This is a genomic window from Pseudomonadota bacterium, from assembly GCA_039028155.1.
In the GTDB taxonomy this organism is placed as follows: domain Bacteria; phylum Pseudomonadota; class Alphaproteobacteria; order SP197; family SP197; genus JANQGO01.
On sequence record JBCCIS010000029.1, the window covers coordinates 25,169 to 38,813 of the forward strand.

Sequence of the window (13,645 nt, forward strand, 5' to 3'; positions counted from 1 at the left end):
TGCAAGTCGGGTGTAGAGTTTAAATCTCTTGGAGGAGCAATCATGAGAGATGGGCTTAAACTGAAGCAGACGCTTCTTTCGGGCGCAGTGATCGCCGGCCTTGCGGTCGGGGGAAACGCCGCCGCGGAGACCCTGGGCGCGTTGATGCCGATGACCGGCGATCTGCAGGTCTACGGCGAAACATCGCTTAACGGCGTGATCATGGCGGTCGAGCAGGTGAACGATGCCGGCGGCGTCAATGGCAACACGCTGGATCTGGTCGTCGGCGATACGCAGACCAACCCGCAAGGCGGCGTCGACGCCGCGCAGAAGCTGGTCTCCGTCGATGGTGCGACCGTCGTCGTCGGTGCGCTGTCGTCCGGTGTGACAATTCCGATTGCCACCAGCGTCACGTCCGTCAATGGTGTGCCGCAGATCTCGACGGCCTCGACGTCGCCGGTGATCACGACGTTGAGTGACAACGACTTTCTGTTCCGCACCGTGCCAAGTGACGCCCTGCAAGGCGTCGTGCTGGCCGAAGTGACCAAACAATCCGGCTACAACAGCGTCGGCGTGCTCTATGTCAACAACGACTATGGCAAAGGCCTTGCCGAAACGTTCGAGGCCAATTTTGCCGGCGACGTTGTCTCGCTCGCCTACGAGCCCGGCCAAGCATCCTATCGCGGCGAACTGCGTCAGGCCGCCGGAAACAGTGGCGAGGCGCTTGTCCTGATCGGCTACCCCGAAAACGGCATCACCATCCTGCGCCAGGCACTTGAAGAAGGTTACTTTGAGAAGTTCGTCTTTACCGACGGCATGAAGGCGCCGGAAATCATCGACGCCATCGGCGAGACGCTGAACGGCTCCATTGGAACGACGCCACAGGCCGTCTCCGACAGCGATGGCGCGGTCAAATTCGTCGAAATGTATGAGGCGCGCTTCGGCGAACTGCCGCCCAAGCCGTTCATCGACTCAGCTTACGACGCCGCGATGATCGCGGCATTGGCGATTGAGAAGGCGGGTTCTAATGACCCGACCGCCATCCGCGACGCGTTGCGCACTGTCGCCAACCCGCCGGGCACCGAAATTCTGCCGGGCGAGTTCGCCAAGGCGAAGGAACTGATCGCCGCCGGTGAAGATATCACTTATGTCGGCGCCGCCGGTTCGCAGAACTTCGACGACAACGGCGATGTCAGCGGCACGTTTGCGTTCTGGGGCATCGAGAACGGTGAGATCGTCACGCACCGCATGATCGAACCCTGATCAGGCAAGCGTCTTTCCAGTCAAGAGGGATCGCGGCCGTTGCCGCGGTCCCTTTTTTCTTGGCTCGCGGCATGGAGGTTCGTCAGAACCACAAATCGGCGACGCACCGTTCGTCGCGCGGCAGGCGCGCCCAGGTATCGAGCCCATCGAAGTGATTGACGGGGATCGCCGCCACCAGGGCCGGATCATCGATCATGCGAAGGTTGACGGCGATCTTGCGCCGACCGTCATTGCCGGGCGCCACGGCCCGGTAGTAGCCAAGACAGCCGCAAGCGGGACAGAAATGGAATCCAATGCTCTTATCACCCCACGCATAGACCGCGCTTGGGCCCGACGTCGTGACGTCATCGTCTTCCCAGCCGTAACCCCACAACGCGCCGTAGCGCCGGCAGATCGTGCAACTGCATGCCGTCGCCGTCTCGGGTCTGTCGGCGAAGCGCCAGGCGAGTTCGCCGCAATGACATGTTCCCGTCAGCATGTACTCGCCCGCCCTTCCGATGAACCCATAGAAACTGACTTGGACGTCCAGAGACCGCCTAGGTTTTGTCGCGCCGCCGCGCCTCGCGGCGCAGCATGCCCTCCTCGCTCAGGATGCCCTGGGGCCGGATGACGAGGATCACGCAGAGCAACAGGCCGACCAGCAGAATGCGGATATGGCCCGCCTGGGTGATCATGTCCGGCGGCAACAGACGCGTCGCGAAGTCGGTCGCGGAGAACACGCCCCAAATGACAAACGCGCCCAGGATGGCGCCGCGGTTGTTGCCGCTGCCGCCGGCGATCAGCATGACCCAGATCAGGAAGGTCGTCTGCATGGGTTCGAACGACTCTGGCGAGATGAACCCGAAAAAGTGCGCGTAGAGCGCGCCGGCCAAGCCCATGATCGACGACCCCACCACGAACGACTGCAGGCGGAATGAGACGATGTTCTTGCCGGCCGACGAGGCCGCCTGCTCGTCTTCGCGCAGCGCCCTCAGCACCCTGCCCCACGGCGCCTTGCGCAAGATCTCGCAGAGTCCATAGATGACCAACAAAACGACGACGACAAGCGCCAGGTAGGCATAGTTGAAATCAGCGCCCAGTTCGGGGCCCAGCGGGCGCGGGATGCCCGGCATGCCGCGCACGCCGTTGGTCAGCCAGTCCTCGTTCTTCAGGATCAACCGCACGAGCTCGGCCAAACCGATTGTCGAGATCGCCAGATAGTCGGCACGCAGCCGCAACGTCACGATGCCGATCAACAGCGCCAGTGCGGCCGATGTGATCATGGCCCCGAGCAGCCCGACCGGAAACGGCAATTCGAAGCCGCCGACATGATTGGGCGACGGCGGCGACGTCAGGATACCGGTCGTATAGGCGCCAATCGCAAAGAAAGCGGCGATGCCGATGTTGAACAGGCCGGTCAGCCCCCATTGCATGTTGAGGCCCAACGCGACGATGGCGTAGATCCCGGCGAAGACCAGGAAGAACACCGCGTAGTTCATCATGCCGATGAATTCCATCAGGTCGACCTCCCCGAGAACAGACCGGTGGGCCGCCAGATCAGGATGATGACCATCAGGCCGAAGGCGATGGCCGGCTTGTAGGCCGGCGCGATGGCGAGCGTCGACATCTCCTGGACGATGCCGATGGTCAACCCGCCCGCGATCGCGCCATAGGGTTTGCCGATACCGCCCAGGATCGCCGCGGCGAAGATCGGCAGCAGCAGCTTCCAGCCCATGATGGGGTTGAGCTGCGTATCCATGCCCAACATGACGCCTGCGGCGGCGGCGAGCGCGGCGCTGATCGCCCAGGTCCAGATGATCACGCGTTCGACCGCGATGCCGCTGACCTGGGCGAGATCGCGGTTGTCGCTCATCGCGCGCATCGCTTTGCCGACCTTGGTGCGCTGCAAGAAAAGATGCAGCGCCAGCACCAGAACCGCGGCACCACCGACAATCATGAACCACGCCGGCTTGATGCGGATGTCACCGACCTTGACCGGCATCTGGATACCGGCCTGATAGACATGGTTGTCCGGCCCCCAGACCAGACTGATCGCGCTGCGCATCATGAACGCGATACCGACCGAGGCGATCAGCAGAATGATCGGCTGCGTGCTGCGCAGGCGCTTGTAGAGCGTCTGGTCGATGGCGAGCGCGACCAGAAATGTCATCAGCATGGCAAACGGCATGGCAGCCCATGCCTGAACCCCCGATGCGGTGATCGCGAAGAGACCGAAGTACGCGCCCAGCGTCATCACGTCGCCATGGGCAAAGTTCGCGAAGCGAAGGATCCCGTATTGCAGCGACAGACCGATCGCGCCGAGGGTCAGTATGCTGCCCAGCACCACGCCGTGGATCAGCAGACGAATGATCTCAGCGAATTCCATGGCCGGCCTTTAGCTCCCGCCGCCCAGGAACAGCTCGCCGACTTCCGGATCGTCCAGAAGGTTGGCGCCGGTGTCCTCGTAACGCGCGTGGCCTTGGACCAGAACATAGCCACGGTTGGCGATGGCAAGCGCCTGCTTGGCATTCTGCTCAACCATCAGAACGGTCGTGCCGAGCTTGTTGATGTCGATGACCTTGTTGAAGATCTGCTCCATGTAGAGCGGCGACAGGCCGGCCGTCGGTTCGTCCAGCATGATCAGCTGCGGCTCCATCATCAGCGCGCGGGCGAACGCCACCATCTGTCGTTGACCGCCGGAGAGCGAGCCAGCGGGATCGCGGCGCTTGTCCTTGAGGTCGGGAAAGAGCTCATACATGCGCGCGAACAAAGGCTGGATGTCGTCGCTGCGCGTGAACGCGCCCATTTCCAGGTTCTCGTGAACCGTCATGCCGGGAAAGACATTGTACTCCTGTGGGACATAACCGACGCCGCACCGCACGATCCGGTCCGTCCGCAGGCGCGTGATATCGCGCTCGGCAAAACTGATCGTTCCCTCGCGAACATTGGCAAGACCGAACACCGACTTCATAGCCGTCGATTTGCCAGCGCCGTTCGGGCCGATCAGAACGACAATCTCGCCCTCCTCGACCCGCATGGTGAGGTCCTGCAGAATGGTTGAGTCACCGTAACCGCCGGTTACGTGATCGACTTGCAGCAGACTCACGACGCCCCGCCAAGATAAGCATCGATGACATCTTTGTCGGCGCGAACCTCGTCCATGGACCCCTGCATCAGGACCTTGCCTTCCGCCATCACGATGACGGTGTCGCTGAGGCGTGTAATCACATCCATGTCGTGCTCGATGATGCAGATGGTGTAGCCGCGTTCCTTGTTGAGACGCATGATCGTGTCGCAGATCTTCACCAGCAGCGTTCGATTGACGCCGGCACCCGGCTCATCCAGCAGCGCGACCTTGGCTTCGGTCATCATGGTGCGGCCGATCTCGATCAGTTTCTTTTGACCGCCCGAAAGTTGGCCCGCCAATTGGTTTCGCAGTTTCTGGATCTGCAGAAAGTCCAGCACCTCTTCGGCGCGCTCGCGTGTCGCCTTGTCGAAGTCGGCGACGCGCCGGCGTTGAAACAGCGCTCGCCACAGCTCATCGCCCGGCTGATCGGGCGCGGCGACCATCAGGTTCTCGACCACCGTCATCTGCGAAAACTCGCGCGGGATCTGAAACGTGCGGACCAGCCCCTCATCATAGAGGCGGTGCGGCGGCCAACCAGTCACGTCCTTACCGTCCAAAACGATTTGGCCGGAATCCGGTTTCATGGTGCCGGCGATCATGTTGAACAGTGTCGTCTTGCCGGCGCCGTTGGGCCCGATGACACCGGTGATCTTGCCGGTCTCGATGCGCAGGCTGCAGTTCTCGACCGCACGCATGCCGCTGAAGGACTTTGATATGTCCGTAACGTCGATCAAAGCGAACCCAATGCCCAGCCGCAAAGTAGACCCAGCGTCTTGCGCGCCGGTGACCCAGCCACCACTAGCCGAAGCCCATGGCCGGGAGCAAGAGAAGATGACAGGGAGCTGTCAGCACAAACGACGGCCTAGAGGGCCTGCGGATCAGAACCTGTCGGCCAGTTCCGGTGTGTCGACAAACGGGTTGCGGTTGCCCTGGATGGCCGCGATCGCGTCGTTGCGCCGGCGCTCGTCGGCCGTGACGGGATCCTCGCGGTTCCACGCGCGCAACAAATCGACCGTCATCGAACGCGGCAGTGCCAAACCGTACTCCCACATCATGTAGAGGATGGCGCGCGCGATATCGCCGCGCGCCGGCACCGGCGGCTGCGCCAGGCCGCGCGCCGGATCGACCTTGAAGATGCAGTCCTGGCCGAAGTCGCGACGGTCACCGGGCACAAAGCCAAAAGGCAATTCACCGCGCGCGTCGTCCGTGCCGAGACGCGCGGGATAGAGATTGTGCAAATCAGACTCGATGTAGGCGAAAGCTGGAACGGTCTGCCGGCACTGCGCGATATCCTCGCACCCCAACTGGCGAGCGACCCATTCCGGCGCGTAGACATGGGTCATGGTGAGCCCAAGCCGCACCGTGAACGGTTGCCGGCAATAGAGCGTTTCGCCACCGTTCCGGTAGACATCGGGCCAAAAGTGGACGGCTTCGGTGCGCGTGACATCCTTCAACACGGTCTGCCCGGCCTTTGCCGGCGTTTCCGCGAAGAACACGATCGCCAGGACGATGGAGCCGGCAACACGCCACAGGCGCGCACACCGTCTTGTGGCTGGCGTACCGGCGGTCATCGTGCTTGCCTTGGCAACCATCCCCCGACCTTGCGCAAGCGCCAGGTCAAGATCAACCGCGAGGAGCGCACGGCATGACCGACCCCTTCCCCGCCGACCAAATGATCGATGAGGACGAATTTCGCCGGCTCGGCGAGCGGGTCGTCACCATGGCCAATACGCACCTGCGCGATGTCGTCAACGATCCGATCCGCCCCGATCTCTCGCCGGACACCCTGGATGTGCTGCTCAATCAACCATTGCCGGAAACCGGCAGCGATCCCGATTCGATCCTGGACTTTGCCGCCGAGCACATCCTCAGCCAGCCGCGCGGCAACGGCAATCCGGGTTTCTACGGCTGGGTGATCTCGCCGCCGGCCCACATGCCTGTGCTGACCGAAATGCTGTCGGCCGCCGCCAACATCGCCTGCGGCGGCGGTTTCCACGGCGCGATCGTCCTCGAACGCTGCGTCGTCGGGTGGCTGAAGGCGCTGATGGGTTTCACCAATCCGGAGGCCCATGGCGTGCTGACCAGCGGCGGCTCGATGGCGAATCTGACGGCGCTGGCCGCCGCGCGCCACCGCGTCGCCGAACGCTTGGGGTGGGATATCCGCAAGGATGGCCTTCAAGGCGGCCCGCGGCTCGTGCTCTACGCCGGCGGCGAGGTCCATGCTTGTGTCAGAAAGGCCGTCGAACTGATGGGGTTGGGCAGCGACGCGATCCGGCAGATCCCCACCGATGACAACTTCCATATGGATCTGAGAGAACTCTCTGAACTTATTGAAAAAGATAAGGAAAATGATCTCCATCCGTTCTGTGTCGTCGGCAGCGCTGGGACCGTCAACACAGGCGCCATCGATGATCTCGACGGTCTCGCCGATATCGCCGAGCGCGACGGACTGTGGCTGCATGTCGACGGTGCTTATGGCGCCTTCGGTATCCTGGACTCGGGCCTCGCCTCGCAATTCGCCGGTTTGGCACGGGCTGACTCGCTGGCGCTTGACCCCCACAAATGGATGGCCGTGCCGATCGAGTGCGGCTGCGTCCTCGTGCGCGACGCCGCCAACCTGCGCGACACGTTCTCGCTGATCCCACCCTACATCCGCGTCGACGGCCCCGACAGTCGCGACGAGCTGGGCCCGCCGATGGAGTACAGCTTCCCGCTTACCCGCAGCTACCGGGCCTTCAAGGTCTGGGCCACCCTCATGCACATCGGCCGCGAGGGCCTGGCCAAGACGGTGACGCGCCACAATCAGCTCGCCCGTCACCTCGCCGAGGTTGTCGGCGGGCGAGACGAGCTCGAGCTGTTGGCCCCGGTCGATCTCTCGATCGTTTGCTTTCGCTACGCTCCCGCCGCCTTGCGTGGCGATGACGAGCGCCTGAACGCCCTCAACAAGGCCGTATTGGCCAAAATCCAGGCCGACGGCGAGGCCTATCCGTCCCAGACCGTGCTGAACGGCCAATTTGCGATCCGCGCCAACATCATGCACTACGCGACCAGCCGTCAGCACGTCGAGCGTCTGGCCGAGCTGGTGGTCGAGGCGGGAGAAGGCCTGGCAAGGGCCAACCAGTGATGGCGGCACCGGCCTCGCCAAGCGCGCGCCAAGGCGCTATATCATCGGTTAACCCCCAATTTCGCGACGCGGAGCCTCGATCATGAGCAAGGCAGCGGCCCAATCCGGCACACCCTCGGCAAGCGCCAAGCAGCGCGCCCACTTCCAATGGGACGACCCGTTCCTGCTTGACGAGCAGTTGACCGAAGACGAACGCATGATCCGCGACAGCACGCGCCAGTTCGCCGCCGACTATCTGATGGCGCGGGTCCAGGACGACTTCCGCAACGAGTCGAGCGACCGCGAGGTCATGACCAAGATGGGCGAGATGGGGCTTCTGGGTCCGACCATCGATGGCTACGGCTGCGCCGGCATCAGCTATGTCGCCTATGGCCTGATCGCTCACGAGATCGAGTTTGTCGACAGCGCCTATCGCTCGTCGGCCTCGGTTCAATCGAGCCTGGTCATGCACCCGATCCATGCCTATGGCACCGAAGAACAGCGTCAGAAGTACCTGCCCAAGCTCGCCACGGGCGAGTTCATCGGCGCGTTCGGCCTGACCGAGCCGGATCACGGTTCCGATCCCGGCGGCATGAAGACGCGGGCGCGAAAGGCCGATGGCGGCTATCGGCTGTCAGGCGCGAAGATGTGGATCTCAAACTCGCCGATCGCCGACGTATTCGTTGTCTGGGCCAAGGACGACGACGGCGATATCCGCGGCTTCATCCTTGATCGCGGGATGAAAGGTCTGACGACGCCGAAGATCGAAGGCAAGTTCAGCCTGCGCGCCGGGCCGACCGGCGAGATCGTCATGGACGACGTCTTCGTGCCGGAGGAAAACGCCTTCCCTGACATCCGTGGTCTGAAAGGCCCCTTCGGTTGTCTGAACAACGCGCGCTTCGGCATCGCCTGGGGCGCGCTGGGCGCCGCCAGCTTCTGTTGGCAAGCCGCGCGGACCTACACGCTGGAGCGCACCCAGTTCGGCCGGCCGCTCGCCGCCAATCAGTTGATTCAGAAAAAGCTCGCCGACATGCAGACCGAAATCGCGATCGGCCTGCAGTCGTGCCTGCGGGTCGGGCGTCTGAAGGACGAGAACCGCGCGGCGCCGGAAATGATCTCACTGATCAAACGCAATTCGTGCGGCAAGTCGCTGGAAATCGCGCGGACGTCGCGGGACATGCATGGCGGCAATGGCGTCAGCGACGAGTACGGCGTGATCCGTCACGTGCTGAACCTGGAAGCCGTCAATACGTACGAAGGCACCCATGACATCCACGCGCTGATCCTGGGCCGCGCGCAGACGGGCATCCAGGCGTTCACAAATTAAGCAGGTCGGACCTCGCGCTCACTCCTGGACCAGGGTGAGCGTGTTGCCCGCGGGGTCGTCGAAATGGGCGAGCGTGCCGCCCCAAGGTTGGCGTTCGGGTTCGCCGTGGAAACGTATCCCGGCCTCTGACCAAGCCGCATGGACAGCGGCAATGTCGTTGACCGGAAACGAGATGCCGGCGAAGCGGCCGATCAGTTCTGCTTCCTCGGCATCATCGGGATCGCCCTTTTCGATCAGCAAACCCACTTGGCCGCTTTGAAACATCGCGGCGTCATCGCTGCGAAAAAGCTCCTTCAGACCAAGCACGTCACGATAGAAATCGGCCACCGGCTCGACCTCAGTACAGAACAGGCGAACCGCGTTCAACGGGCCGACGGCAAATGACTGTGTTATCGGCGACGACGCAGCGTTGGGCATAAGTAAATCTCCAAAACGAAATCTCAGCGCTTCTCGGCGGCGGTCTTATGACGGTCGTAGCGCCGTCAGCAAGTCATCAAGCAAACCGCTATGGCGGTCGACATCAGAGCGCGCGGTTTGCGGCGCAACCAGGCACATGTTCTGGAACGGCGTCAGCAACACACCCCGGTTCAGCATGTAGAGATGCAACAGATGATCGAACCTGTCGTCGATCGCCGCCAACGCATCACGGCCATTCGTCATCGCCTTGCCGAACGGGTCGTACGCGACACGCGCGCCGAGCCGGACGACGTGGCCGTCGCATCCATGCTTCGCGAGAACATCGGCGACGCCCGTTTCGATAGCCTCAGCCGCGTCAATCATCTGATCGAACGTCTTATCGGTCATCACATGGTCGAGCATCACGCGCATGCCGGCCATGGCGAGCGCATGCCCGGTCAACGTACCGCCGATGGCGAAGATGCCGGGACCAGTCTCGGCCATCACCAAACCAACCCGTTCGGCCAGGTCAGCAGACAGACCGTAAGTCGCCGCCGGCACACCACCGGCAATAGGCTTGCCGAGCGTCACCGTGTCTGGCTTGACGTCGTGGAGTGCTGTGTAACCGCCCGGCCCGCAGCAGATGGTATGCGTTTCGTCCAACGCGAAGATGGCTTCATGGCGGTGCGCGGCAGCCTTGACGGCCTCCAGAAAACCCGGTTCCGGCAACACGACCCGGCAGTTCGTCAACGCCGGTTCGGTCATGACGCAGGCTATGTCGCCGGCAGCCAGGACACGCTCGACCGCCTCGATGTCGTTGAACTCGACGACCTCCGTGGTCTCACGCGGGTCGACTTCGTGACCGACCATCTCCGGGCTTGCGGCGGCGACACCGTTCTTTGACGTAATCAGCGCCTCGACGAGATTGCCGTGATAACAGCCATTGAACAGCAGCACCTTGCGCTTGCCGGTCACCGCGCGCGCCAGGCGCAAAATGAAGCGATTGGCATCGGTCGCCGACACCGCGAACTGCCAGCTCGGCAGGCCAAATCGCCCGGCCAGCGTCGCGCCGACTTCGGCCGCGTCGGCGGTTGGCAACATCATACTGGCACCGGTCGCCAAACGCGCGTTCAGCGCCTGGGCCACATCCCGCCGGCCATGACCGAACAGCGACGCGGTGTCACCCATACAGAAGTCGACATAGTCTAGGCCGTCAACGTCAGTCACATGGGCGCCGCTGGCGCGATCGGCATAGAGCGGGAACGGTCCGGCCCACCGGCGCATCCAGTTGAGCGGCACGCCGTTCAGGAGGTGCGCGCCAGCCGCCTCAAACAGTGCGCGTGAACGCGGGTGGTCGGTTTCGAAGGTTTGGATTTCTTGGTCAAGCAGCGCCTGGACGTCGGCTTCGCGCGGCTTCCACACCATCAGGCGACGTGGCGTCCATGCGCCTTGATCTCGCCCAGGAAGTTGTCGAACAGCTGGCGCGAAGCGTTGTTGAAGTCGCCCATGTTGGCGCTGCACTCCTGGTCAAATCGATCGAGCGCACCTGCGCCCAAGGTCTTCTCCAGCGACTCCTGATATGCCGGCACCGCGCCCCACTCCTGAACAGTCTTGTCGGTCATCTCGACATGGTACTGAATGCCGAATGCCACGTCGCCGATGCGTTGCGCCTGCACCGCGCATATCGGTGACTGCGCCAAGGCAATGCCACCATCCGGCATTTCTGTCACGGCGACACCGTGCCATTGCAGTGCCTTGAACGTCTCGGGGATGCCATGCATCAACGCGTCGGTTTTGCCGGCATCGGTCAGCGACACGTCCATGATGCCGACCTCCGGCACCGGCATGCGCTCGCACTTGCCGCCCAACGCATCGGCCAGCAACTGATGGCCTAAACAGAATCCGAAGTAGGGCATGCCACGTTCGCGCACGGCTTCGCGGATCGCCGCTTTTTCCGGGATCAGCCATGGCAGTTCGTCTTCGTCGAAGACATCCATCGGCCCACCCATGACCATCAACGCGTCATAGCTGTCGAGCGACGGGATCGGCTCTCCTTCGTCCAGCTCGACCGCGTCCCATGCGATTCCGGCCTCCGTCATCAGGTCACGGAAGATGCCGGGGTGCTCGATGTCGATATGCTGAAAAACCAGGAAGCGCATGACGGCAGGTTAGCCGGAGTCCTCGGTGCATCCAAAGGAAACCCACTATACCTTTGGCCGCGACCGGTTGACGCAATTGGTTGCATCGCAGCGACATGGCCCGGCGCCATGGCAGCGAACCACTTGACAACCGGTAAGCGATGGTGATTTAAGATTTGCCAGCGCCGATTTGATTGTCAGCTTGCGGGGCGCTCTAAAAATACCAGCTAAAGCGCCGGACCACGTTTCGAACCGCCCGGCACCACGCTGAGGCGGTTTTTTTGTTGGCTTGGTTCCCCGAAGGAACCCGCGGGATTTGAGGGGCAGCTTGCGTCCGCGTCACCAACCGCTAAAGCGCCACGGGAAGTCTCCCGTGGGCCCGTTCGATAACGGTGGTTCAAGGAGACGGACTATGACCACATCATCATTCGCGTTCCGCGACGGCTTTAATGGCCTGCGCGATGCTTTCGAGACCGACCGCGAGACGGCAAAAGCAACGTTCAGCGCCACCAGTCGGCAGATCGCCGGGCTGCACAGCCGCGTCAACACGCGCAATTTCTTCCTGGATGTCGACGAACCGGAAGCACTCGGCGGCACCGACAAGGGCCCGAACCCGGTCGAACTGGTGCTTGCGGCGCTGGCGTCATGTCAGGAGATCACCTATCGGCTCTACGCTGACCGACTCGGCATCCCGATCGATGGCGTCTCCGTGCATCTGGACGGCGATATCGACTTGAGCGGCTTCACTGCCGCCAACGAGGACGTCAGGCCGGGCTTCACCGCCATTCGTGGCAGTGTGGATATCGACAGCCCAGCGCCGCTTGAAGACCTCGAACGACTAAAAGCGACGGTTGATCGCTACTGCCCGGTGCTCGACATCATCGGGGGCGAAACGCCCGTTAGCCTGGAAATAACCCCCGCGGCGGTACATATTTCGGCGGCGGAGTAGCCGCCGCAGGGGTCCCGATGGGGGGCGGCGCCGGCAGGCTCCGCTCCCCATCTCTTTTTTACGACCAACGACAGACAAAGGATCAGGGCACCATGACCGAGAGCCAAAACCCGGAAACCATCGTCCTGCACGCCGGTTACCGCAGCGACGAGACCACCAACGCGGTCGCCGTGCCGATCTATCAGACCACATCCTATCAGTTCGATAGCACCGAGCACGCGTCGAATCTGTTCGGCCTGAAAGAGTTCGGGAACATCTATACCCGGATCATGAATCCGACCAACGACGTGCTTGAAAAGCGCATCGCCGCGTTAGAGGGCGGTGTCGCCTCGCTGGCTCTGGGTTCGGGTCAGGCCGCATCATTGTTCGCGATCCAAAATATCTGCCACGCCGGCGATAATTTCGTAAGTTCCACAGATCTTTATGGCGGAACGTGGAACCTTTTTGTGAACACACTGAGCACCATGGGTATCGAGGTCCGCTACGTCGACCCCGCCGATCCCGAGGGCTTCCGCAAGGCGACCGACGAGCGCACGCGCTGCTATTACGCCGAGACCCTGCCCAACCCGAAGCTGAACGTCTTCCCGATCAAGGAAGTCGCCGACATCGGCCGCGAGCTCGGCGTGCCGTTGATCATGGACAACACCGCCTGCCCGGTTCTGTGCCGGCCATTCGACCATGGCGCGGCCATCATCGTTTATTCGACGACCAAGTACATCGGCGGTCACGGCACCTCGATCGGCGGCATGATCGTCGATGGCGGCAACTTCGATTGGGAAGCCCAGGGCGACCGTTTCCCGATGCTGAACCAGCCCGATCCCAGCTATCACGGCGCGGTCTGGACCGAGGCGGTCAAGCCGCTGGGGCCGATCGCCTATATCATCAAGGCGCGCGTCACCCTGTTGCGCGACGTTGGCGCGCCGATGAGCCCGTTCAACGCGTTCCAGTTCATCCAGGGTCTGGAGACCCTGCCGCTCAGGATGGAACGCCATTGCGAGAATGCCGCGGCGGTCGCCCAATACCTCTCCAGCAACGACAAGGTCACCAATGTGATCTTCCCGGGCATGCAATCAGGCGAACTCAAGCGCCGCGCCGATGCCTATCTGAAGGGAGGCTATGGCGCGCTGGTCGGTTTCGAGCTCAAGGGTGGGTTGGAATCCGGGCGCAAGTTCATCGATGCCCTTCAAATGTTCTATCACGTCGCCAACATCGGCGATGCCAGGAGCCTCGCCATCCATCCGGCGTCGACAACCCACTCTCAGTTGTCACCGGAGGACCAGCTTGCGACCGGCGTTTCGGAAGGCTATGTCAGGCTATCGATCGGTATCGAGCATATCGACGACATCCTTGCCGACCTGAAACAGGCGCTGGAAGCAGCATGACG

General features: G+C 62.5%; 14 protein-coding genes. 5 read left to right on the top strand and 9 right to left on the bottom strand.

The features are described from left to right. Nucleotides 1–42: 42 nt before the first annotated feature. Entirely contained in the window at nucleotides 43–1,242 is a 1,200-nt protein-coding gene (locus AAF563_15610; GenBank protein MEM7122707.1) for an ABC transporter substrate-binding protein, read from the top strand. Between the two features lie 82 nt (nucleotides 1,243–1,324). Here the strand turns inward: AAF563_15610 and AAF563_15615 are convergent, their stop codons facing one another. The 6 genes from AAF563_15615 to AAF563_15640 form a co-directional block, all read right to left on the bottom strand. After that, the gene (locus AAF563_15615) at nucleotides 1,325–1,720 is read right to left on the bottom strand and encodes a GFA family protein (protein ID MEM7122708.1); all 396 of its coding nucleotides are present in this window, start codon (nucleotides 1,718–1,720) and stop codon (nucleotides 1,325–1,327) included. Between the two features lie 58 nt (nucleotides 1,721–1,778). Then, the gene (locus AAF563_15620) at nucleotides 1,779–2,738 is read right to left on the bottom strand and encodes a branched-chain amino acid ABC transporter permease (GenBank protein MEM7122709.1); all 960 of its coding nucleotides are present in this window, start codon (nucleotides 2,736–2,738) and stop codon (nucleotides 1,779–1,781) included. Beyond that, nucleotides 2,738–3,607, bottom strand: a complete 870-nt coding sequence (locus AAF563_15625; GenBank protein ID MEM7122710.1) for a branched-chain amino acid ABC transporter permease — start codon at nucleotides 3,605–3,607, stop codon at nucleotides 2,738–2,740. Before AAF563_15625 ends, AAF563_15620 begins: the two co-directional genes overlap by 1 nt. Nucleotides 3,608–3,616: 9 nt before the next feature. Beyond that, nucleotides 3,617–4,327 (bottom strand): ABC transporter ATP-binding protein, encoded by a 711-nt coding sequence (locus tag AAF563_15630; GenBank protein ID MEM7122711.1) that lies wholly within the window; start codon nucleotides 4,325–4,327, stop codon nucleotides 3,617–3,619. After that, nucleotides 4,324–5,082 carry an ABC transporter ATP-binding protein gene (locus AAF563_15635; GenBank protein ID MEM7122712.1) on the bottom strand — a complete coding sequence of 253 codons (759 nt, stop codon included), beginning with the start codon at nucleotides 5,080–5,082 and terminating at the stop codon, nucleotides 4,324–4,326. Before AAF563_15635 ends, AAF563_15630 begins: the two co-directional genes overlap by 4 nt. Nucleotides 5,083–5,226: 144 nt before the next feature. Next, complete coding sequence (locus AAF563_15640) at nucleotides 5,227–5,919, bottom strand: endonuclease (protein ID MEM7122713.1); 693 nt, start codon at nucleotides 5,917–5,919, stop codon at nucleotides 5,227–5,229. Nucleotides 5,920–5,993: 74 nt separating this feature from the next. Here AAF563_15640 and AAF563_15645 point away from each other — a divergent pair, with 74 nt between their 5' ends. Continuing rightward, complete coding sequence (locus AAF563_15645) at nucleotides 5,994–7,472, top strand: aminotransferase class I/II-fold pyridoxal phosphate-dependent enzyme (GenBank protein ID MEM7122714.1); 1,479 nt, start codon at nucleotides 5,994–5,996, stop codon at nucleotides 7,470–7,472. An 82-nt stretch (nucleotides 7,473–7,554) separates the two neighbouring features. Further along, nucleotides 7,555–8,778, top strand: a complete 1,224-nt coding sequence (locus tag AAF563_15650) for an acyl-CoA dehydrogenase (GenBank protein MEM7122715.1) — start codon at nucleotides 7,555–7,557, stop codon at nucleotides 8,776–8,778. Between the two features lie 18 nt (nucleotides 8,779–8,796). Here AAF563_15650 and AAF563_15655 read toward each other — a convergent pair whose 3' ends face one another. The 3 genes from AAF563_15655 to AAF563_15665 are packed head-to-tail and all read right to left on the bottom strand — an operon-like array spanning nucleotide 8,797 to nucleotide 11,333. Beyond that, on the bottom strand, nucleotides 8,797–9,195 hold the full coding sequence (locus tag AAF563_15655) for a VOC family protein (protein ID MEM7122716.1): 399 nt from the start codon (nucleotides 9,193–9,195) through the stop codon (nucleotides 8,797–8,799). Between the two features lie 45 nt (nucleotides 9,196–9,240). Next, nucleotides 9,241–10,599 (bottom strand): transaminase, encoded by a 1,359-nt coding sequence (locus tag AAF563_15660; protein ID MEM7122717.1) that lies wholly within the window; start codon nucleotides 10,597–10,599, stop codon nucleotides 9,241–9,243. Next, a complete protein-coding gene (locus tag AAF563_15665; GenBank protein ID MEM7122718.1) occupies nucleotides 10,599–11,333 on the bottom strand; it encodes a type 1 glutamine amidotransferase in 735 nt (244 codons plus the stop codon). Before AAF563_15665 ends, AAF563_15660 begins: the two co-directional genes overlap by 1 nt. Before the next feature lie 352 nt (nucleotides 11,334–11,685). Here AAF563_15665 and AAF563_15670 point away from each other — a divergent pair, with 352 nt between their 5' ends. Both AAF563_15670 and AAF563_15675 read left to right on the top strand, forming a co-directional pair. Next, complete coding sequence (locus AAF563_15670) at nucleotides 11,686–12,261, top strand: OsmC family protein (protein ID MEM7122719.1); 576 nt, start codon at nucleotides 11,686–11,688, stop codon at nucleotides 12,259–12,261. 92 nt (nucleotides 12,262–12,353) lie between these two features. Further along, nucleotides 12,354–13,643 (top strand): O-acetylhomoserine aminocarboxypropyltransferase/cysteine synthase, encoded by a 1,290-nt coding sequence (locus AAF563_15675; protein MEM7122720.1) that lies wholly within the window; start codon nucleotides 12,354–12,356, stop codon nucleotides 13,641–13,643. Nucleotides 13,644–13,645 lie beyond the last annotated feature (2 nt).

What these genes read in the sequence shown, in the direction of transcription:
- AAF563_15640 (MEM7122713.1), bottom strand. Translation starts at nt 5,919, where the DNA reads ATGACCGCCGGTACGCCAGCCACAAGACGGTGTGCGCGCCTGTGGCGT.
- AAF563_15660 (MEM7122717.1), bottom strand. Translation starts at nt 10,599, where the DNA reads ATGGTGTGGAAGCCGCGCGAAGCCGACGTCCAGGCGCTGCTTGACCAA.
- AAF563_15610 (MEM7122707.1), top strand. Translation starts at nt 43, where the DNA reads ATGAGAGATGGGCTTAAACTGAAGCAGACGCTTCTTTCGGGCGCAGTG.
- AAF563_15665 (MEM7122718.1), bottom strand. Translation starts at nt 11,333, where the DNA reads ATGCGCTTCCTGGTTTTTCAGCATATCGACATCGAGCACCCCGGCATC.
- AAF563_15675 (MEM7122720.1), top strand. Translation starts at nt 12,354, where the DNA reads ATGACCGAGAGCCAAAACCCGGAAACCATCGTCCTGCACGCCGGTTAC.
- AAF563_15625 (MEM7122710.1), bottom strand. Translation starts at nt 3,607, where the DNA reads ATGGAATTCGCTGAGATCATTCGTCTGCTGATCCACGGCGTGGTGCTG.
- AAF563_15655 (MEM7122716.1), bottom strand. Translation starts at nt 9,195, where the DNA reads ATGCCCAACGCTGCGTCGTCGCCGATAACACAGTCATTTGCCGTCGGC.
- AAF563_15645 (MEM7122714.1), top strand. Translation starts at nt 5,994, where the DNA reads ATGACCGACCCCTTCCCCGCCGACCAAATGATCGATGAGGACGAATTT.
- AAF563_15620 (MEM7122709.1), bottom strand. Translation starts at nt 2,738, where the DNA reads ATGGAATTCATCGGCATGATGAACTACGCGGTGTTCTTCCTGGTCTTC.
- AAF563_15650 (MEM7122715.1), top strand. Translation starts at nt 7,555, where the DNA reads ATGAGCAAGGCAGCGGCCCAATCCGGCACACCCTCGGCAAGCGCCAAG.
- AAF563_15615 (MEM7122708.1), bottom strand. Translation starts at nt 1,720, where the DNA reads ATGCTGACGGGAACATGTCATTGCGGCGAACTCGCCTGGCGCTTCGCC.